The organism is Streptomyces profundus (genome assembly GCF_020740535.1).
Classification (GTDB): Bacteria; Actinomycetota; Actinomycetes; order Streptomycetales; family Streptomycetaceae; genus Streptomyces; species Streptomyces profundus.
On the sequence record NZ_CP082362.1, the window covers coordinates 6,465,515 to 6,488,556 of the forward strand.

Here is a 23,042-nt window from a genome sequence, read left to right on the forward strand (position 1 = left end):
GCCGCTCACCACCTGGGATGTGCGGCGCGCGCCCGAGGCCCTGCGCTTCATGAGCCAGGCCAAGCACACCGGCAAGATCGTGCTCACCGTGCCCCGTCCGCTCGACCCCCGTGGCACGGTGCTGATCACCGGCGGCACGGGGACGTTGGGCGCGCTGTTGGCGCGGCATCTGGTGACGGGCCACGGGGTGCGGTCGCTGGTGTTGACCAGCCGCGCCGGACTGAACGCACCGGGCGCCGCCGAACTCCGCGACCTGCTGGCGGACCTGGGCGCGCGGGTGGAGATCGTCGCCTGTGACGCGGCGGACCGTGAGCGGTTGGCGGGCGCGCTCGCCGCCGTGCCCGTGGAGTTCCCGCTCACGGGTGTGGTGCACGCGGCCGGCGTGTTGGACGACGGCCTGGTGGGTTCGTTGACGCCGGAGCGGGTGCGGCGGGTGCTGCGGCCCAAGGTGGACGCGGCGGTCAACCTGCACGAACTGACCCGCGATGCCGACCTGTCGATGTTCGTTCTCTACTCGTCAGCCGCCGGGGTCTTCGGCAACGCGGGGCAGGCCAACTACGCTGCGGCGAACACCTACTTGGACGCCCTGGCCGCCCACCGTCGGGCCCACGGCCTGCCCGGCACCTCGCTGGCCTGGGGCCTGTGGGACGAGGCCAGCGGCATGACCGCCGACCTGGCCGAGCAGGACCGGGCCCGGATGGCCAAGAACGGCGTGCCGACCCTGTCGTCCGACCATGGACTGGCGCTGTTCGACGCGGCCAGCAGGGCGTATGACGCGCTGCTGGTGGCGACCCCGCTCGACCAGGCGGCGCTCCAGGCGCAGGCCGACCAGGGCACGGTGCCCGGTCTGCTGCGCGGACTGGTCCGCCCCCCGCGCGCCCGCCGCTCGGCGGTCGGCTCGGGCTCCGGCGCCGAGGCGTCGACGCTGCGCCGGCAGCTCGCCTCGCTGGCCGAGAACGAACGCGTCCAGACGGTGCTGGAGCTGGTGCGCACCCAGGTGGCGGCGGTCCTCGGACACGCCGATCCGCTCTCCGTGGACCCCGAACGCCGCTTCAAGGACCTGGGATTCGACTCCCTGACCGCCGTCGAGCTGCGCAACCGCCTGACCACGGCCACCGGCCTGCGGTTGCCCGCCACCCTGGTCTTCGACCACCCCACCCCCGGGGCGCTCGCCGCCTTTGTCTTCCAGGAGGTCTGGGGCGAGGTCGCCGACCAGGCGGGCGCCGTGGTGGCCACCACCCACCCGGGTGACGAGCCGATCGCGATCGTCGGCATGGCCTGCCGGTTCCCCGGCGGCGTCGAGTCGCCCGAGGACCTGTGGCGGCTGGTCGTCGAGGGCACGGACGCGGTTGGCGACTTTCCGACCGACCGGGGTTGGGACATCGAGCGCCTCTACGACCCCGAGATGGAGCGGCACGGCACCAGCTACACCCGAAAGGGCGCGTTCCTCTACGACGCGACGGAGTTCGACGCGGACTTCTTCGGCGTCTCGCCCCGCGAGGCCCTCGCCATGGACCCGCAGCAGCGGCTCCTCCTCGAAGCGTCCTGGCAGGTCTTCGAACAGGCGGGCATCGCCGCCGAGGCGGTGCGCGGCAGCCGAACGGGAGTCTTCGCCGGCGTGCTGGGGACCGGCTACGCCACCGGGCTGAGCAGCATTCCCGAGCAGGTCGAGGGCTTTATCGGCACCGGCACCATGGTCAGCCTCGCCTCCGGCCGCGTGGCCTACACCCTGGGGCTTGAGGGCCCGGCGGTGACGGTGGACACGGCCTGCTCGTCGTCGCTGGTCGCGCTGCATCTGGCGGCCCAGGCGCTGCGCAACGGCGAGTGCGATCTGGCGCTCGCCGGCGGTGCCACCGTGATGCCCACGCCCAACACGTTCGTCGAGTTCAGCCGGCAGCGCGGCCTGGCGGCTGACGGCCGCTGCAAGCCGTTCGCCTCGGCGGCCGACGGCACCGGCTGGGGCGAGGGCGTCGGAATGCTCCTCGTCGAGCGCCTCTCCGACGCGCGCCGCAACGGGCACCGGGTGCTCGCCGTGGTGAAGGGCTCGGCGGTCAACCAGGACGGCGCGTCGAACGGCCTGACGGCGCCGAACGGTCCTTCCCAACAGCGGGTGATCCGGGCGGCGTTGGCCAACGCCGGGTTGTCGACGGCCGATGTGGACGCGGTCGAGGCGCATGGCACCGGCACCCGGCTGGGCGACCCGATCGAGGCCCAGGCGCTGCTGGCCACCTACGGTCAGGAGCGGGACGGGGACCGGCCGCTGTGGCTGGGCTCCATCAAGTCCAACATCGGCCACACCCAGGCGGCGGCGGGCGTCGCCGGCGTCATCAAGATGGTGATGGCGATGCGGGCCGGGGTGCTGCCGCCCACGTTGCATGTGGACGCCCCATCGGAGCATGTGGACTGGTCGGCGGGCGGGGTGTCGCTGCTGTCGGAGCCCCAGGAGTGGACGGACGAGGGCCGTCCGCGCCGGTCGGGTGTGTCCTCGTTCGGCATCAGCGGCACCAATGCGCATGTGATCGTGGAGGAGGCGCCGGCGGACGCCGAGCCGGCGGCCGTGGTGCTGCCCGGCGACCGGCTCCCCGTTCTGCCCTGGGTGCTCTCCGCCCATTCGGGTGAGGCGTTGGTGGCGCAGGCGGAGCGGTTGGCGGCGGTGGTGGGGGAGTTGGAGCCGGCGGATGTGGGGTGGTCGCTGGCGACTGGCCGTGCTGAGCTGCCGGCGCGTGGGGTGGTGTGGGGTCGGCACGCTGGTGAACTGGTGGCTGGGCTGGGGTCGTTGACGCCGGAGTCCGTGGTGGATGGTCGGTTGGCGTTGTTGTTCACGGGTCAGGGTGCGCAGCGGGCTGGGATGGGTGCGGAACTCGCCGCTGTCTTCCCGGTGTTCGCCGAGGCGTTGGGTGAGGTGTGTGCGGGGTTCGATGGGTTGTTGCCGCGCCCGTTGGGTGAGGTGTTGGCCGAGGGGTCCAGTGATGATCTGGATCGGACGGTGTTCACTCAGGCGGGGTTGTTCGCGGTTGAGGTGGCGTTGTGGCGGTTGGTGGAGTCCTTCGGGGTGCGGCCGGACTTTGTGGCGGGGCATTCGATTGGTGAGATCACGGCGGCTTATGTGGCTGGGGTTTTCGACCTTGCGGATGCTTGTCGGTTGGTGGCGGCGCGTGGGTCGTTGATGCAGGCGTTGCCGGCCGGTGGGGCGATGCTTTCCGTGCAGGCGTCGGAGGAGTCGGTCCGTAGCCTTACCGATCTCGATATCGCCGCCGTCAACGGTCCGCAGTCGGTGGTGGTCGCCGGCGATGAGGCGGCCATCGAGGCGTTGCGTGCGACGTTCGCCGAAGAGGGCGTGAAGACGCGGAAGTTGACCGTGTCGCATGCGTTCCATTCGCGGTTGATGGAGCCGATGCTGGCGGAGTTCGAGCGGGTGGCCGGGGCGTTGGCCTACCGTGCGCCCGCGCTTCCCGTGATCTCGAATGTGACGGGTGAGCCGGCCGGGGTGGAGATCGGGAGTGCCGCCTACTGGGTGCGGCATGTCCGGGCCACCGTCCGGTTTGCCGACGGCGTCAGTGCGTTGCGCTCGGCTGGGGTGACGACGTTCCTGGAGCTGGGCCCGGATGCCACCCTCACTGCCATGGGTGCCGAGTGCCTCGCGGAGGACGACACCGCCGCCGCGTTCGTTGCCACCACCCGCCGTGAACGGGACGAGGTGGCGACGTTCACCGCCGCGCTCTCCCGGGTCTGGGCCCGGGGCGCGGATGTGGACTGGCGGGCCGCGTTCGCCGGCCGGTCCCTGCGCCAGGTCGATTTGCCGACGTATGCCTTCCAGCGGCGTCGCTACTGGTTGGAGGGTGAGACCGGTGGTGATCCGGCCGGGCTTGGCCAAAGCGCCGCCGGGCATCCGCTGTTGGGCGCCACGGTCAATCTGGCGGCCGAGGGCGGCGTGATGCTGACGGGCCGGCTCGCCCTCAGCACCCACCCGTGGCTGGCCGACCACGCCATCGGCGGCACCGTCCTCTTCCCGGGCACCGGCTTTGTCGAGCTGGCCGTCCGCGCCGGCGACGAGGTCGACTGCACCCGTCTGCGGGAACTCACCCTCCAGGCACCGCTGGTCATCCCCGAGCGCGGCGCCGTTCAGCTCCAGGTCGTGGTGGGCGGCGCCGACGAGGCCGCCCGGCGCGAGGTACGGATCTACTCCCGCCCCGAGAGCGCCGACCAGCAGGAGGCATGGACCTGCCACGCCGATGGGCTGCTCGACCTGGAGCGGGCGGCCCCGGCCGAACAGAGTGCCCGCACCCAGTGGCTCCCGGCCGACGCCGAGGCGGTCGACGTCTCCGGCTTCTATGCCGCGATCGGCGAGGCCGGCTATCAGTACGGCCCGGTGTTCCAAGGCCTGCGGGCCGCCTGGCGGCGCGGCGACGAGATCTTCGCCGAGGTCGCCCTGCCGGAGTCCACAGGGACCGAGGCGGGCCGCTTCGGCATCCACCCGGCGCTGCTGGACGCCGTGCTGCACGCGCACGGCCTCAGCGCCGCCGGCGGCGGAAACCCCGAGGACGACGGGCAGTTGCGGCTGCCGTTCGCCTGGTCCGGGGTGTCCCTGTGGGCCACCGGCGCCACGGCGGTGCGGGTTCACTGCACGGTCCACAGCCAGGAGAGCGCGTCGATCGCGCTGGCCGACGCCACCGGCCGACCGGTGGCCCAGATCGACTCCCTCACGCTGCGCGCGGTGAGCACGGGCCAACTCGCCTCGGCGAGCACGGCGGCTCCCGACTCCCTCTACCGACTGGACTGGCTTCCGGCCGAAGTCAGCGAGGCCGGCGAGACCGACGAAGCGAACGAGCCGGCCGAACGAGGCACTTGGGCGCTGCTCGGGACCGACGACACGTGGGGGCTTGGCCTGCCGGTGTATGAGCCGGCCGAGGACGGCCCGGCGCCCCGCGTCCTCGTCCTGACCTGCGGCGGCGCGGCGGCCGGCGATCTGGCGGACGCCGCCAGGGAGGGAACGCTCGCCGCGTGGCGCGCGGTGCGCGACTGGCTGGCGGACGAGCGGCTGGCCGGCTCCCGCCTGCTGGTGGTCACCTCAGGTGCCGTGTCCGTCGGGCACGGACAGGACGTCGCCGACCTCGCCACGGCCCCGATCTGGGGCCTGATCCGAACCGCCCAGTCCGAGAACCCGGGCCGGATCGTCCTGTTGGACGTGGAGCCGGGTGTGGATGGTGTTGTTTCGGTGTTGGGGCGGGTGGTTGCTGGTGGTGAGTCGCAGGTGGTGGTGCGGGGTGGGGTGTTGTTGGTGCCTCGGTTGGTGCGGGTGTCGGCGGTTGGTGGGGGGTTGGTGCCGCCGGTGGGTGAGGTGGCGTGGCGGTTGGATGTGTTGGGTGGTGGGACGTTGGAGTCGTTGGCGTTGGTGCCGGCTCCTGGGGTGTTGGGTGGTTTGGGTGTGGGTGAGGTGCGGGTGGCGGTGCGTGCGGCGGGGTTGAACTTCCGTGATGTGTTGATGGGGTTGGGGATGTATCCGGGTGAGGTGATGCTCGGCAGCGAGGCCGCCGGTGTGGTGGTCGAGGTCGGCGCGGACGTCACCGGACTGGCCGTGGGCGATCGGGTGATGGGCCTCATCCACCAGGGCTTCGGCTCGTTGGCGGTCGTCGACGCGCGGCTGGTCGTGCCCATGCCGGAGGGCTGGTCCTTCGAACGGGCGGCCTCCGTGCCGGTGGTCTATCTGACGGCCTTCTACGGTCTGGTGGATCTGGCTGGGTTGCGGGCTGGGGAGTCGGTGTTGATCCATGCCGCCGCCGGTGGTGTGGGGATGGCGGCTGTGCAGGTCGCGCAGCATTTGGGTGCGCGGGTGTTCGCGACGGCGAGTGAGGCGAAGCAGTCGGTGGTGCGGGAGTTGGGGGTGGCGGGGGAGCGGATCGCGTCCTCGCGTGATCTGGACTTCCGCGATGTGTTCCTGGCCGGTACCGATGGTGCCGGTGTGGATGTGGTACTCGACTCCCTCGCCCGGGAGTTCGTCGACGCGTCGCTGGAACTCCTGCCGCGCGGCGGGCGGTTCCTGGAGATGGGCAAGACGGATATCCGCGACCCCGAACAGGTGGCGCGGGAACACCCCGGCGTCACCTACCGGGCCTTCGACATGCTGGAGGCAGGCCACGACCGCATCAACGAGATGCTGCGGCAGATCGTCGACCTGCTGGGCCGGGGTCGACTGCGGTCGCTGCCGGTCACCACCTGGGATGTGCGGCGCGCCCCCGACGCCCTGCGCTTTATGAGCCAGGCCAAGCACATCGGCAAGATCGTGCTGACGGTGCCCGCCGGCCTTGACCCGAACGGCACGGTGCTGATCACCGGCGGCACGGGCACCCTCGGTTCGCTGCTGGCCCGCCACCTGGTCACCGAACACGGGGTGACCTCGCTGGTGCTGACTAGCCGGGCCGGCCTCGACGCCCCGGGTGCCACCGAACTCGCCGCCGAACTAGCCGAGTTGGGCGCCCGTGTGCGGGTCGCGGCATGTGACGCGGCCGACCGCGACCAGCTGGCCGCCGTGCTCGCCGCCATCCCGGCCGACCACCCGCTGACCGGCGTGGTCCACGCCGCCGGCATCGCGGACGACGCGATGCTCGGCTCGCTCGACGAGGAGCGGATCGAACGGGTGCTGCGGCCGAAGATCGACGCGGCGATCCACCTCCACGAACTGACCCGGGACGCCGACCTGCGGCTTTTCGCGCTCTACTCCTCGTCGGCCGGCATCCTCGGCAACGCCGGACAGGCCAACTACGCGGCGGCCAACACCTTCCTCGACGCGCTCGCCGCCCACCGCCGGGCCAACGGCCTGCCCGCGACCTCCCTCGCGTGGGGCCTGTGGGAGCAGGCCAGCGCGGTCAGCGGCAACCTGTCGCAGGCCGACCTCAGCCGCCTGGCACGCGGCGGCCTGGCCCCCCTCGGCTCGGCCCAGGGACTGGCGCTCTTCGACCTCGCCCGGGGCCTCGACGAGGCCGTCACCATGCCGATCCGGCTCGACCTGGCCGCGCTGCGCACCCGTGCCCAGGCCGGCGGCGCGCAGGCCGTGCCGCCGCTCTTCCGCACCCTGATCCGGGTCACCGGGCGGCGCACCGCCACCAGCGAGACGGGCAGCCCGTCCTCGCTCACCGCGCGACTCGCGCGGCTGGCCGCCGCCGATCGGGTGACACTGGTGTCCGAGCTGGTCCGCACCCATGTGGCGGCCGTCCTCGGGCACGCCGACGCCCAAGGGGTCAACGTCGAGCGGCAGTTCAAGGACCTGGGCTTCGACTCGCTCACCGCGGTGGAGCTGCGCAACCGGCTGAACGCGGCCACCGGGCTCAGCCTGCCCGCCACGCTGATCTTCGACTACCCGACGCCGGCCGCGCTCGCCGCGTTCCTGCTCGGCGAACTTGGCGGCGGCACAGCGGAGTTGGACGAGCCGACAGAGCGCGCCGCCGTCGCCACCGACGAGCCGCTCGCCATCGTCGGCATGGCCTGCCGGTTCCCCGGCGGCATGGACTCCCCCGAGGAGCTGTGGCGGCAACTCACCGAAGGCGTCGACGCGATGGGTCCCTTCCCCGTCGACCGTGGCTGGGATCTGGAACGCCTCTACGACCCGGACCCGGAGACCTCCGGCGCCTCCTATGTGCGGGACGGCGGCTTCGTCCACGAGGCATCCGGATTCGACGCGGACTTCTTCGGCATCTCACCCCGCGAGGCCCTCGCCATGGACCCGCAGCAGCGGCTGCTCCTTGAGGTCAGCTGGGAGGCCCTGGAACGGTCCGGCATCGACCCGGCGTCGCTGCGCGGCCGAGCGGTGGGCACCTTTGTCGGCGGCGTCCAGTCCGACTACGGCACGGGCCTCCAGCGCATCTCCGACAGCGCCGAGGGCTATGCGCTCACCGGCACCACGACCAGCGTGATCTCCGGGCGGGTCGCCTATGTGCTGGGCCTTGAGGGCCCGGCGGTGACGGTGGACACGGCGTGCTCGTCGTCGCTGGTCGCGCTGCATCTGGCGGCTCAGGCGCTGCGCAACGGCGAGTGCGAGATGGCCCTCGCGGGCGGCGTCACCGTCATGGCCACACCCGGTGCCTTCGTCGAGTTCAGCCGGCAGCGCGGCCTGGCGGCTGACGGCCGCTGCAAGCCGTTCGCCTCGGCGGCCGACGGCACCGGCTGGGGCGAGGGCGTCGGCGTCCTGGTGGTCGAGCGCCTCTCGGACGCCCGTCGCAAGGGGCACCAGATTCTCGCCGTGGTGAAGGGCTCGGCGGTCAACCAGGACGGCGCGTCGAACGGCCTGACTGCGCCGAACGGTCCTTCCCAACAGCGGGTGATCCGGGCGGCGTTGGCCAACGCCGGGCTGACGACGGCCGATGTGGACGCGGTCGAGGCGCATGGCACCGGCACCCGGCTGGGCGACCCGATCGAGGCACAGGCCCTTATCGCGACCTATGGGCAGGACCGCGCCGAGGACCGGCCGCTGTGGCTGGGCTCCATCAAGTCCAACATCGGCCACACCCAGGCGGCGGCGGGCGCCGCCGGCCTGATCAAGATGGTGATGGCCCTGCGACACGGGCAGCTCCCGCAGACGCTGCATGTGGACGAGCCGACCAACCAGGTGGACTGGTCCGGCGGCACCGTCGCGCTGCTCCGGGAGACGCAGCCGTGGAAGGCCAACGGCCACCCACGGCGGGCCGGTGTCTCCTCGTTCGGCATCAGCGGCACCAACGCCCATGTGATCCTCGAACAGGCGCCGGACGACACCTCGACACAGACCGTCGTCCTGCCGGGGGACCCGGCACCGGTGGTGCCCTGGGTGCTCTCCGCCCATTCGGGTGCGGCGTTGGTGGCGCAGGCGGAACGCCTGGCCGAGGCCGCTGGGGAGTTGGATCCGGCGGATGTGGGCTGGTCGCTGGTCAACGGGCGGGCGGGGTTGTCGGCGCGTGGGGTGGTGTGGGGTCGGGACGCTGGTGAACTGATCGCTGGGCTGGGGTCGTTGACGCCGGAGTCCGTGGTGGACGGCCGGTTGGCGTTGTTGTTCACGGGTCAGGGTGCGCAGCGGGCTGGGATGGGCGCGGAACTCGCCGCCACGTTCCCGGTGTTCGCGGAGGCGTTGGGTGATGTGTGTGCGGGGTTCGATGGGTTGTTGCCGCGTCCGTTGGGTGAAGTGCTCAAGGACGAAACCAGCGGCGATCTGGATCGGACGGTGTTCACTCAGGCGGGGTTGTTCGCGGTCGAGGTGGCGTTGTGGCGGTTGGTGGAGTCGTTTGGGGTGCGGCCGGACTTTGTGGCGGGGCATTCGATTGGTGAGATCACGGCGGCTTATGTTGCTGGGGTTTTCGACCTTGTGGATGCTTGTCGGTTGGTGGCGGCGCGTGGGTCGTTGATGCAGGCGTTGCCGGCCGGTGGGGCGATGCTTTCTGTTCAGGCGTCGGAGGAGACGGTTCGCGGGCTTACCGATCTCGATATCGCTGCCGTCAACGGTCCGCAATCGGTCGTCGTCGCCGGCGACGAGGCCGCCATCGAGCGGCTTCGCGCGACGTTCACCGAAGAGGGCGTGAAGACACGGAAGTTGACCGTCTCGCATGCGTTCCACTCGCGGTTGATGGAGCCGATGCTGGCCGCCTTCGAGGAGGTTGCCCAGTCCGTCACCTACCGCGCGCCCGCGCTTCCCGTGATCTCGAATGTGACGGGTGAGCCGGCCGGCGTGGAGATCGGGAGTGCCGCCTACTGGGTGCGGCATGTCCGCGCCACGGTGCGGTTCGCCGACGGGGTCGGTGCGTTGCGCTCGGCCGGGGTGACGACGTTCCTGGAGCTGGGCCCGGACGCCACGTTGACCGCGATGGGCGCCGAGTGCCTGCCCGAGGACGACACCACCGCCGCGTTCGTCGCCACCACCCGCCGTGAACGGGACGAGGTGGCGACGTTCACCGCCGCGCTCTCCCGGGTCTGGGCCCGGGGCGTCTCGGTGGACTGGCGGGCCGCGTTCGCCGGCCGGTCCCTGCGCCAGGTCGAGCTGCCGACCTACGCCTTCCAGCGCCGCCGCTACTGGCTGGAGGGCGAGACCGGTGGCGATCCGACGGGCCTCGGTCTTGGTGCCGCCGGGCATCCGCTGTTGGGGGCCGCCGTCAGCCTCGCGGGTGAGGACGGGGTCGTCCTCACCGGCCGTATCTCCGCGCGGCTGCAACCCTGGCTGGCGGACCACGCCATCGCCGGCACCGTCCTCTTCCCCGGCACCGGCTTTGTCGAGCTGGCCGTCCGCGCCGGCGACGAGGTGGAGTGCGGGCAGGTGCGGGAGCTGACGCTCCAAGCACCGCTCGCGCTGCCCGAGCGAGGCGCCGTTCAGGTGCAGGTCGTGGTTGGCGGGCCGGACGCGGCGGGTGGTCGCGAGGTGCGGATCTACTCCCGCCCGGAGAACGCCGAAACCGAGGACGCGTGGACCTGCCACGCCGAGGGCACCCTCGACCGCGAGCCCGAACAGCTGCCGGAAGCCCAGGACTTGGCCGTCTGGCCGCCGGCGGGCGCGGAGGCCGTCGACGTGTCCGGGCTCTACGCGACGCTCGCCGACTCGGGCTACGGGTATGGACCGGTGTTTCAGGGGTTGCGTGCCGCCTGGCGGTATGGCAAAGAGATCTTCGCCGAGGTCGCCCTGCCCGAGGACGAGGCCGGCCGGGCGTCGCGCTACGGTCTGCATCCGGCGCTGCTGGACGCCGCGCTGCACGCGCACGGCCTGGCCTCGGCCGACACCGAGTCCGAGGCCAAGGAACGCGAGGGCGGCAACGGAGTGCGGCTGCCGTTCGCCTGGTCCGGGATCTCGCTGCTCGCCTCGGGCGCCAGCGCCCTGCGGGTGCGCATCGTGCCGGCCGCCGACAACGAAATCGCACTTCAGGTCGCCGATACCGCCGGTCGTCCGGTGGCCGCCGTCGGCTCGTTGCTGCTGCGCGCGGTGACCGGGGAACAACTGGCCGCCGCCGCTGCCAACCCCGTCTCGGACGCGCTGTTCCGGGTCGAGTGGACGCCGCTGGCCGGTGGTGGCGACATGCCCGCCGCCGACTGCGCCGTGCTGGGTTCCGCCGCGTTCGCCGGGGCCGGAGTCACCCGCCGCTATCGGGACATGGCCGCCCTCCTCAGCGCGCTGGACGCTGGCGAGGACGCGCCGGCCGTGCTGCTGCTTCCCTGCCTGCCGTCGGCCGACGACGACCGGCCGCTGAACGTAGGGGGTGGGGAGGCCGTCACTGGGGTGTTGGCCGTCCTGCGCACCTGCTTGGTTGATGAGCGGTTGGCCTTGTCGCGTCTGGCGGTGGTCACTCAGGGTGCGGTAGCCGGACCTGGCAACGATGTGAGGGATCTGATGCACACGCCGGTGTGGGGGCTGGCGCGCTCCGCACAGACGGAGAACCCCGGCCGGTTCCTGCTGGTGGATCTCGACCCCGATGTCGGGGTCGAGGAGAGCACCGTGACCGACGTGGTCGCGCGGGCTATCGCGGCGGAGGAGCCGCAGGTCCTCGTCAGGGACGGTCAGCCGCGCGTCCCCCAGCTGGCCAGGGTCGTCGGCACGGCCGGCGGGCGAACGGACGAGCCGAACGCGTTCCCCGGCACCGTGCTGATCACCGGCGGCACCGGCGCGTTGGGCGGGCTGCTGGCCAGGCATCTGGTGGCACGCCATGGCGTCAGGTCGCTGCTGCTGACCAGCCGGGCCGGCGTCAACGCCGCCGGCGCCCGCGAACTCGCCGACGAGCTGCGTGGGTTGGGGGCGCGCGTGGAGATCGCCGCCTGCAACGCGGCGGAGCGCGACCAGCTCGCCAAGGTCCTCGACGTCATTCCGGCCGAGCATCCGCTCACCGGAGTGGTGCACGCGGCCGGCGTGCTGGACGACGGGCTGATCGCGACGCTGACGGACCATCAGGTGCGACGGGTGCTGCGGCCGAAGATCGACGCGGCCGTCAACCTGCACGAACTGACGCGGGACGCGGATCTGTCCCTGTTCGTGCTCTACTCCTCGGCGGCGGGCGTCCTCGGCGGGCCGGGTCAGGGCAACTACGCGGCGGCCAACACCTTCCTCGACGGACTCGCCGCCCACCGGCGCGCACTCGGCCTGCCCGGCGTCTCCCTCGCCTGGGGCCCGTGGGCCGAGACCGGCGGCATGGCGGGGGAGTTGAGCACCGCCGACCGGGAGCGGATGGCCGGCGGCGGACTGGTGCCGCTGCTGCGGGAGCAGGGGCTCGCGCTCTTCGACGAGGCCCTCGTCCTCGGTGAACCCCTGCTGGTCGGGGCCCCGTTGGACATGTCGGTGCTGCGGCGGCAGGCGGAGCGTGGGCTGCTGCCCGGCATGCTGCGCGGTCTGGTACGCGCCCGGGTGCGGCGCGCTACGGCCGGCGGCGTCACCGGCGCCGACGATCCGGCGGCACTGCGGAAGCGGTTGGCCGGGCTGAGCGAGGCGGAGCGGGTGCGCGTCGTCACGGACCTGGTGCGCGGCGAGGTCGCCCACGTTCTCGGGCATCCGAACGCCGTCGCCGTCGACGTGGACCGGCAGTTCCAGGAGCTGGGCTTCGACTCGCTGACGGCGGTCGACCTGAGGAACCGGCTCGGCTTCGCCACCGGGCTGCGGCTGGCCGCCAGCCTCGTCTTCGACCACCCGACGCCGGCCGGGCTCGCTCGGGCGCTCGTCGGGCAGCTCGTCCCTGAGGGCGCCGGCCCGCCGGAGGATTCACGGGACGCGGAGGTCCGCCAGCTGCTGGCCTCCATCCCGCTCGCCCAGCTCCGGGCGTCGGGGCTGATGGAATCCCTGCTGCGACTGGCCCAGCCGGCGGACGACGAGGAGACAGCGTCGTCCGGGGACGATCCGGAACTCGGCCTGGCCGACATGGAGGTCGACGACCTCGTGCGGATGGCACTCGGCGACTCCGACTCCTGACCGAATCCACGAGAAAGCTGAACGCTCATGGCGGCACCCATCGGTAACGAGAAGATCGTCGAGGCCCTGCGGGCTTCGCTGGCCGAGACCAAGCAACTCCGCAAGCAGAACCGGCAGCTCCTCGCCGCGCACCGCGAGCCGATCGCGATCGTGGGGATGGCCTGCCGCTACCCCGGCGCGGTGAACTCGCCCGAGGACCTGTGGCGGTTGGTGAGCACGGGCTCGGACGCGATCGGCGAGTTCCCCGGCGACCGTGGCTGGGACGTCGAGGGCCTCTACGACCCGGAGCCCGGGGTGCCGGGACGGACCTACACCCGCGAGGGCGGATTCCTCTACGAGGCCGCGGAGTTCGACGGCGAACCGTTTGCCATCGCGCCACGTGAGGCCCTCGCGATGGACCCGCAGCAGCGCCTGCTGCTGGAGACGACCTGGGAGACGTTCGAACGGGCCGGCATCCCGGCCGATTCGGTGGGCGGCAGCCGCACCGGGGTCTTCGCCGGCCTGATGTACCACGACTACGGCAGCCGGCTGACGCGGTTGCCGGACGAGGTCGGCGGCTATATCGGCACCGGCACGGCCGGCAGCGTGCTCTCCGGGCGGCTGGCCTACTCGTTCGGCCTTGAGGGCCCGGCGGTGACGGTGGACACGGCGTGCTCGTCGTCGCTCGTCGCGCTGCATCTGGCGGCTCAGGCGCTGCGCAACGGCGAGTGTGATCTGGCGCTGGCCGGCGGCGTCACCGTGATGTCGACCCCGGCGACCTTTGTGGAGTTCGGGCGGCAGCGCGGGCTGGCCGCCGACGGCCGCTGCAAGTCCTTCGCCTCGGCGGCGGACGGCACAGGATGGGGCGAGGGCGCCGGGATGCTGCTGGTCGAGCGGCTGTCGGACGCCCGCCGCAACGGGCATCGGGTGCTCGCCGTGCTCCGGGGCTCGGCGATCAACCAGGACGGTGCGTCGAACGGGTTGACTGCGCCGAACGGTCCTTCCCAACAGCGGGTGATCCGCCAGGCGTTGGAGAGTTCGCTGCTCACGGCCGCCGATGTGGACACCGTCGAGGCGCATGGCACCGGCACCTCGCTGGGCGACCCGATCGAGGCCCAGGCGCTGCTCGCCACCTACGGTCAGGAGCGGGACGGGGACCGGCCGCTGTGGCTGGGCTCCATCAAGTCCAACATCGGCCACACTCAGGCGGCGGCCGGTGTCGCCGGCGTCATCAAGATGGTGATGGCGATGCGGGCCGGGGTGCTGCCGCCCACCCTGCATGTGGACGCGCCCTCGGAGTTCGTGGACTGGGACTCCGGCGCGGTGTCGCTGCTGACGGAGGCGCGGGAGTGGACGGTGGCCGAGGGCCGGCCGCGCCGGGCCGGGGTGTCGTCGTTCGGCATCAGCGGCACCAACGCACATGTGATTCTGGAGCAGGCCCCGCACGACGCCGAATCGCCCGCCACCGTCATCCCGGGGAACGTGCTCCCCGCGATGCCCTGGACGGTGTCCGCCCACACGGGTGCGGCGTTGGTGGCGCAGGCGGAGCGGTTGGCTGCGGTGGTGGGGGAGTTGGAGCCGGCGGATGTGGGCTGGTCGCTGGTCAACGGGCGGGCGGGGTTGTCGGCGCGTGGGGTGGTGTGGGGTCGGGATGCTGGTGAACTGATCGCTGGGCTGGGGTCGTTGGCGCCGGAGTCCGTGGTGGATGGTCGGTTGGCGTTGTTGTTCACGGGGCAGGGTGCGCAGCGGGCTGGGATGGGTGCGGAGCTCGCTGCCGTGTTCCCGGTGTTCGCGGAGGCGTTGGGTGAGGTGTGTGCGGGGTTCGATGGGTTGTTGCCGCGTCCGTTGGGTGAGGTGCTCAACGACGAAACCAGCGGTGACTTGGATCGGACGGTGTTCACTCAGGCGGGGTTGTTCGCGGTTGAGGTGGCGTTGTGGCGGTTGGTGGAGTCGTTTGGGGTGCGGCCGGACTTTGTCGCCGGTCACTCTATCGGTGAGATCAGCGCCGCGTATGTGGCTGGGGTTTTCGACCTTGCGGATGCTTGTCGGTTGGTGGCGGCGCGTGGGTCGTTGATGCAGGCGTTGCCTTCGGGCGGGGCGATGCTTTCCGTGCAGGCGTCGGAGGAGACGGTTCGCGGGCTGACCGATCTCGATATCGCCGCCGTCAACGGTCCGCAGTCGGTGGTGGTCGCCGGCGATGAGGCCGCCATCGAGGCGTTGCGTGCGACGTTCGCCGAAGAGGACGTGAAGACACGGAAGTTGACCGTGTCGCATGCGTTCCACTCGCGGTTGATGGAGCCGATGCTGGCGGAGTTCGAGCGGGCGGCCGGGGCGTTGACCTACCGTGCGCCCGCGCTTCCCGTGATCTCCAATGTCACCGGCCAGGAGGCCGGCGTCGAGATCGCGACCGCCGAGTACTGGGTGGCACATGTCCGCGCCACGGTGCGATTCGCCGACGGGGTCAGTGCTCTCCGCTCGGCGGGCGTGACGACGTTCCTGGAGCTGGGCCCGGACGCCACGTTGACTGCGATGGGCGCGGAGTGCCTGCCCGAGGACGACACCACCACCGCGTTCGTCGCCACCACCCGCCGCGAACGCGACGAGGTGGCGACATTCACCGCCGCGCTCTCCCGCGTCTGGACGCGGGGCGTCTCGGTGGACTGGCGGGCCGCGTTCGCCGGCCGGTCGGTGCGCCGCGTCGAGCTGCCGACGTATGCCTTCCAACGGGAGCGGTACTGGCTCCAGGACGCGCCAGTCGCCGACGAGGCCGCCGTCGTCGACCCGGAGGAGGCGCGATTCTGGGACGCCGTCGAACAGCAGAACCTCGCCGTGCTCGCCGAGGCGCTCCAGGTGGACGGCGGCGACTCGCTGCGCGATGTGCTGCCGCGGCTCTCCTCCTGGCGGCGCGAGCGGCGCGAACGGGGGCTCGCCGGGGACCACAGGTACCGGGTGGAGTGGAAGCCCGTCGAGCCGCCCGCGCCCGCGCTGCGCGGCGGCACCTGGCTGCTGGTCGCGCCGTCGGCGGCGACCGACGCCGAGCTGGTCGAGTCCTGTCGTGCCGCGCTGACCGCCCATGGCGCGGTGGTGGAGCCGCTCACCGTGGACGCCGCCGGCGCGCACCGGATGGAACTCGCCGACCACCTCGCTGAGTTGCTGCTCGAACTGCCGGCCGGCGCCGCGCCGGAGGAGGACGCGCCCCCGTTCGCCGGGGTGCTGTCGCTGCTGGGCCTGGCCGAGGGGCCGGCGCTCGCCGACGACGAGTTGCCGTATGGCCTGGCCGCCACGGTGACGCTGACCCAGGCGCTCGCCGACGCGGGCGTCGTCGCCCCGCTGTGGTGCGTCACGCGGGGTGCGGTCGCCGGAGCGGCCGGCGATCCGGCGCCGGACGCCGCGCAGGCGATGCTCTGGGGCCTGGGCCGGGTCGTCGGCCTGGAGGCGCCCGAGCGGTGGGGTGGTCTGGTGGATCTCCCCGAGAAGCTGGACGAGCGAGGCGCTCGCCTGCTGGCCGGGCTGCTGTCCGGCGGCGGCGAGGACCAGGCGGTGGTGCGCCGCTCCGGCGCGCTGGCCCGCCGGCTGGCGCACGCGCCGGTGCCGCCGGAGTCCGCCGGCGCCGCGTGGCCGCCGGCCGGCACCGTGCTGGTCACCGGCGGCACCGGCGGCATCGGCGCCGAGCTGGCCCGCTGGCTCGCCGAGAACGGTGCCGAACACCTGCTGCTGCTCAGCCGGCGCGGTGCCGAGGCGCCGGGCGCCTCGGCGCTGGCCGACGAACTCCGCGCCGCCGGCGCCGAGGTGACCCTCGCGGCGTGCGATGCCGCCGACCGCGAGCGGCTGGCCCAGGTCCTGGCGGACATCCCCGGGCACCGGCCGCTGACGTCCGTCGTGCACGCCGCCGGCGTGCTGGACGACGGACTGCTGGACACGCTCACCCCCGAGCCGATGCGCCGGGTGCTGCGGCCCAAGGTGACCGCCGCGCTGAACCTGCACGAGCTGACGGCAAGTCGGGAACTGTCCAGCTTTGTACTGTTCTCCTCCTTCGCCGGCACCTTCGGATCGCCGGGGCAGGCGGCCTACGCGGCCGGCAACGCCTTCCTCGACGCGCTCGCCGAGCGGCGCCGGGAGGCGGGCCTGCCGGCGGTCTCCGTCGCCTGGGGCCCGTGGGCCGGCGCCGGCATGGCCACCGGAACGGAGGCCGTCGAACGCGGCATGCGCCGCTCGGGGTTGACGCCACTGGTGCCGGCCCTGGCGCTCACCGCCCTGCGACAGGCGGTGCGCGGCGGGGACCGCGCGGTCAGCGTCTTCGACGTGGACTGGGAGCAGTTCGCCGGCGTCTTCGCCGCGCTGCGGCCCAGCCCGCTGATCGGCGACCTGCCGCAGGTCCGCCGCCTGGCGGAGCGCGCCGGCGGCGGACAACAGGCGGAGCAGGGTGGCGAGTTGGTGGACCGCCTGCTGGGCCTTGCCGTGCCGGAGCGGGAGAAGACCCTGGTGGAGTTGGTGCGCGGCCAGGTCGCCACCGTTCTTGGGCACCGTGACGGGCGGGCCGTCGCCCGCGACAAGCCGTTCAAGGAACTGGGCTTCGACTCGCTGGCCGCCGTCGAGCTGCGGAACCGCCTGATCGCGGCGACCGGTCTCGCGCTGCCCGCCACCCTCGTCTTCGACCACCCCACCTCGCTCGCCGTCGCCCGCTTCCTGCGCGCCGAACTGCTCCCGAACGAGGGCGCGGCGGGCCCGGCCGGCGCCGTGGGGCGCGTCGCGCGGGGCGGCGACCCGGCGGACGACCCGATCGTCATCATCGGCATGTCCTGCCGCTACCCCGGCGGCGTCGAATCGCCCGAGGACCTGTGGCGGCTGGTCGCCGACGGCAGGGACGCCATCACCCGCTACCCGGACGACCGGGGCTGGAACATCGACGACTACTACGATCCGGACCCCGACCGGCCACACACCACCTACACCCGAGAGGGCGGGTTCCTCACCGGCGCCGGGGACTTCGACGCCGCGTTCTTCGGCATCTCGCCGCGCGAGGCCCTCGCCATGGACCCGCAACAGCGGCTGCTCCTTGAGGCGTCCTGGGACGCCGTCGAACGGGCCGGCATCGACCCGACGACGCTGCACGGCAGCCAGACCGCCGTCTACACCGGAATCGTCGCCCTCACCAACAGCCTCTCCTCCTCGGCGACCCAGGTTCCCGAGGAGTTGCAGGGCGTCGTCGGCACCGGCACGGCGGCCAGCGTCGCCTCGGGGCGGGTCTCCTACACCCTCGGCCTGGAGGGCCCCGCCGTCACCGTGGACACGGCGTGCTCGGCGTCCCTGGTCGCGCTGCACCTGGCGGCCCAGTCACTCAGCCGAGGTGAGAGCGATCTGGCGCTCGCCGGCGGTGTCACCGTGCTCAGCACACCCGGCATCTTCGTCGAGTTCAGCCGCCAACGGGGCCTGGCCGCCGACGGCCGCTGCAAGGCGTTCGCCGCCGGCGCCGACGGCTTCGGCCCCGCCGAGGGCGTCGGCATGCTGCTCCTGGAGCGGCTCTCCGACGCGCGCCGCAACGGGCACCGGGTGCTGGCCGTGGTGAAGGGCTCGGCGGTCAACCAGGACGGCGCGTCCAACGGGCTGACGGCGCCGAACGGGCCTTCCCAACAGCGGGTGATCCGGGCGGCGTTGGCCAATTCCGGGCTGACGACGGCCGATGTGGACGCGGTCGAGGCGCATGGCACCGGCACCTCGCTGGGTGACCCCATTGAGGCGCAGGCGCTGCTGGCCACCTACGGTCAGGGCCGGCCGGCGGACCGGCCGCTGTGGCTGGGCTCCGTCAAGTCGAACATCGGCCATGCCCAGGCCGCCGCCGGCGTCGCGGGCGTCATCAAGATGGTGATGGCCATGCAGGCCCAGGAACTGCCCCGGACGCTGCACGTCGAGGAACCGTCTCCGCTGATCGACTGGACCGCGGGGCCGGTCGCGCTGCTGGCCGCCGCCCGCCCCTGGAAGGCCGGCGCCGGGCCGCGCCGCGCCGCCGTCTCCTCCTTCGGGATCAGCGGCACCAACGCGCACATCATCCTGGAGGAGCCCGCCGCCGAACCCGCCGCCGAACCCGCCGTCACCAGGGAGGGGCCCGCGCCGTTCGAGCCGGCCGTGCTGCCCTGGGCGCTGTCGGGGCGTGCCGCCGGCGCGCTGCGCGCGCAGGGCGAACGCCTCGCCCGGCACGTCGCCGACCTGGACGCCGACCCCGCGGATGTGGCGGACGCGCTGCTGACCCGCCGCGCCAGGTTCGACCACCGCGCGCTGGTGTGGGGTCGCGACCGCGCGGCGCTCACCGCGGGTGCCGCCGCCCTCTCCCTCGACCCGTCCCAGGAGACCGCCGGCGCGGAAGCTGAGTTGGCCGGCAACCTGGTCGTCGGCCAGGCCGACCTTGCCGGCGGCGTCGCCTTCGTCTTCCCAGGACAGGGCTCCCAGTGGGTCGGCATGGGCCGCGATCTGCTCGCCTCGTCGCCGGTCTTCGCGGCCCGCCTCGCCGAGTGCGAGGCGGCGCTCGCGCCGTTCGTCGACTGGTCCGTCACCGAGGTGCTGACCGGCGCGGCCGAGCCGGACTGGCCGGAGGACGTCGAGGTGCTCCAGCCGCTGCTGTGGGCGGTGATGGTCTCCCTGGCGGCCGTGTGGGAGGCGCTCGGCGTGGTGCCGACCGCCGTGATCGGCCACTCCCAGGGCGAACTCGCCGCCGCGGCCGTCGCCGGCGCGCTCAGCCTCCCGGACGCCGCCCGCGTCGTCGTCGCCCGCTCCGCGCTGGTGGCCCCCACCCGCGACAGCGGGACCCTGCTGACCGTGGCCGCTGGCCGCGACCAGGTCGACGCCTGGCTGACCCGCTGGCCCGACCGGCTCTCCGTCGCCGCCGTCAACGGCCCCACCGGCATCGTGGTCTCCGGCGAGTTCGCCGCGCTCGACGAACTCGCCGCCCTGCTCGCCGCCGAGGACGTCTGGTGCCGACGCGTCCCCGGCACCCACCCGGCGCACTCGCCCCGGATGGACGCGCTGCGCGAGGAGCTGCTCGCCGCCACCGCCGCCGTCCAGCCGCGCGCCTCCCGGGTGCCCCTGGTGTCCACGGTCACCGGCGAGGTCCAGGACGGCGAGGCGATGGACGCCGCCTACTGGTACGCCAACCTCCGCGAGACCGTCGAGTTCGAACGGGCCGTGCGCACCGCACTCGACCTGGGCTGCGCCGCGCTGGTCGAGGTCTCCCCGCATCCGGTGCTCAACGTCCCGATGCTGGAGATCATCGAGGCGGCCGGCGCCCAGGCCACCGCCGTCGGCACGCTGCGCCGCGCCGAGGACGGGCCCGAACGGCTGGTCGCCAACGCCGGCGAGCTGTGGGTGCGTGGCGTGGACGTGGACCTGGGCGCGCTCCTCGGCGAACACCGGGCCGGGCACGTCGAGTTGCCGCCCTACCCGTTCCAGCGTCGCCGCTACTGGCTCAACGCGGCCGGCTCGGCCGCCGCCGACCCGGCCGGGCTCGGCCTCGGCGACACCGGACACCCGCTGCTGGGCGCCACCGTGCCGCTGGCCGCCGGCGACGGGCTGCTGCTCACCGGCCGGCTCACCGTCCGGGACCAGCCCTGGCTCGCCCAACACACCGTCGCCGGGCTCGCGTTGCTGCCCGGCTCGGTGTTCACCGAGTTCGCCATCCGCGCCGGTGACGAGGTGGGCTGCGGCCAGCTGCGGGAGCTGCTGCTGCTCGTGCCACTGGCGCTGCCCGCCGAAGGACAGGCGCAGATCCAGCTGGTCGTCGGCCCCGCCGCCGAAGACGGCAGCCGCGAACTCGGCGTCTACGCACGTCCCGCCGGCGCCCCCGCCGACCAGCCGTGGACCCGTCACGCCGAAGGGGTCCTCGCCCCCGCCGGCGCGCCGGCACCGGCCGAGGACCTGACGGCCTGGCCACCGGCCGGCGCCCAGCCCGTCGACCTCGCGGACTTCTACCGGGTCGCCGAAGCCGCCGGCTACGGCTACGGCCCCGCGTTCCGGGGCCTGCACGCCGTCTGGCGGCGCGGCGACGAGACCTACGCCGAGGCCCGACTGCCCGAGGACCAGCACCCCGACGCCGCCCGCTACGGCCTGCACCCCGCGCTCCTCGACGCCGCGCTCCAGGCCGCCGGCGTCGGCGCCCCCGCCCAACCCGGCACGATCCGCCAGCCCATGGCCTGGAACGGGATGACGCTGCTCGCCGGCGGCGCGACCGAACTCCGCGTCCGCCTCACCCCGGTGGGCGACGACGGCCTGGCCATCCTCCTCGCCGACCCGGCCGGGGCGCCCGTCGCCACCGTCGAGACCCTGGTGCGGCGCACCGTGGCCGCCGACCAACTCGCCCGCACCGTCGCGGCGGCGACCGGCGACGGCGCCGAACTCTTCGCGCGCGCCTGGACGTCGCTGCCCGAGCCGCTGGACGCCGACGAGCCGCCGGCCGCGCTCCGCTGGGCCGTGCTCGGCCAGGACGGGCTCGGCGCCGGCGCCGCCGTCCAGGACGCCGGCCACGCCGTCGACGCCTATGCCGACCTGGCCGCGCTGCGCGCCGTCCTGGACGCCGGCGTGCCGGCGCCGGATGTCGTCCTCGCCGTCCGCCCGCCCGCCGCCAACACCCCCGGACTGCTGGACGGTTGGCTCGCGGAGAAGCGGCTGGCCGGCTCGCTGCTGACCGTGGTGACCGGCGGCGCCGTGGCCACCACCCCGGGCGAGCCGCTCACCGACCCCGAAGGGGCCGACGTCCACCACCTCGTCCGCACCGCGCCGGGGCGGGTGCTCCTGGTCGACCTCGACGCCGATATCGCGGCCGACCAACTGCCGCGCGCGGTGGCGTCCGCCGCCACCGGTGAGACCGAACTCGCCGTCCGTGGCGAGGCGTTGCTGGTGCCCAGGATCACCGCGCTGCCCGAGCCCGCCCCGGCGGCCGACCGGCTCACCCCCGGCTCCACCGTGCTGGTGGTCGGCAGCGGGCCGCTCGCCGCCGCCGTCGTCCACCGGCTGGCCGCCGACCCCGCCGGCCCCCGGCTGGTCGTCGCCGGCCCAGCGGCCGAGCGACTCGTCACCCAGGCAGCCGAGTCGGCCGCCGAAGCCACCACGCTGGCCGCCGCCCCCGGCGACCCGGACGACGGCGACCTCCTCGCCGCGCTCCTCGCGGCCACCCCGGCTGACCGTCCGCTGCGAGCGATCGTCGACACCACCGGAAGCCCGGCGACCTTCGACCGGCTGGACCGGCTCACCGCCGAAACCCCCGACGTCGCGGTGGTCTGCTGCGCCGAACTCCCGGACGCCAGGCTGGGCTTCATCGCCCAGCGGCGGCACGCCCACGGCCTGCCGGCCGTCGTCGTCACCGGCGCCCACTGGCCGGGCACGGCCGCCGCCCAAGGCGACCCCAGGGCGCTCCCATGGCTGGCCGAGGGCGCCGCCCGCGCCATCCACCACGACCGGGCGATCGCCGTCGCCACCCGTCTCGACCCCGGCGCGCTGCGCCGCGCCGCAGCCGACGGCACCCTGCCGGCCGAACTGCGCGGCCTGGCCGCCGCGACCGCGCCGCCCACCGGACGCCGCGTCGCCGCCGGCGCCACCGCCGACGCCCAGGCCGGCGCGGTGCTCACCCAGCGACTCGCCGGGCTCGACGACACCGAACGGGAACGCGCCCTGACGCTGCTGGTGCGCCAGCAGATCGCCGCCGTGCTGGGCCACGCCTCGGCACGCGAGGTCGAACCCGACCGACTGGTCAAGGAGTTGGGCTTCGACTCCATGATGGCCGTCCAACTCCGCAACCGCCTCGTCGCCGAGACCGGCCTCGACCTGCCGACCACGCTGGCGTTCGCCCACCCGACGCCCACCGCGCTCGCCCGCTACCTCGCCAGCCGGCTCACCCCGGCCGACACCCCGGGCAGCCGCATCCTCGACGAGATCGAACGGCTGGACAGCGCCCTCGCCGACCTCGACACGGCCCACGAGGACCGCGCCCGCGTCGCCAAACGCCTCCAGAGCCTCGCATGGCGCCTCGGCAACGAGGCCGCCCCCTCGGACCGGACCCCCGAGACCACCGTCCTCACCGACGAGGTCCTCGACTCCGTCTCGGACGACGAGATGTTCGACCTGATCGACCGGGAGCTGGGTGAGCCCTGACGGGCGTGTCGGGCGCCACCACCGGCGCCCGACC

General features: G+C 73.5%; 2 protein-coding genes (1 of these 2 cut by a window edge). Both read left to right on the forward strand.

The window, feature by feature from the left end:
* On the forward strand, window positions 1–12,895 hold the 3' end of the coding sequence (locus tag K4G22_RS27430; RefSeq protein ID WP_228083143.1) for a type I polyketide synthase. It extends 15,404 nt beyond the left edge of the window; 12,895 of the gene's 28,299 nt are visible here — the last part of the coding sequence; its start codon lies off the left edge, out of view; the stop codon is at window positions 12,893–12,895.
* Window positions 12,896–12,973: 78 nt separating this feature from the next.
* Window positions 12,974–23,008 carry a type I polyketide synthase gene (locus K4G22_RS27435; RefSeq protein ID WP_425336817.1) on the forward strand — a complete coding sequence of 3,345 codons (10,035 nt, stop codon included), beginning with the start codon at window positions 12,974–12,976 and terminating at the stop codon, window positions 23,006–23,008.
* Window positions 23,009–23,042: the final 34 nt, after the last annotated feature.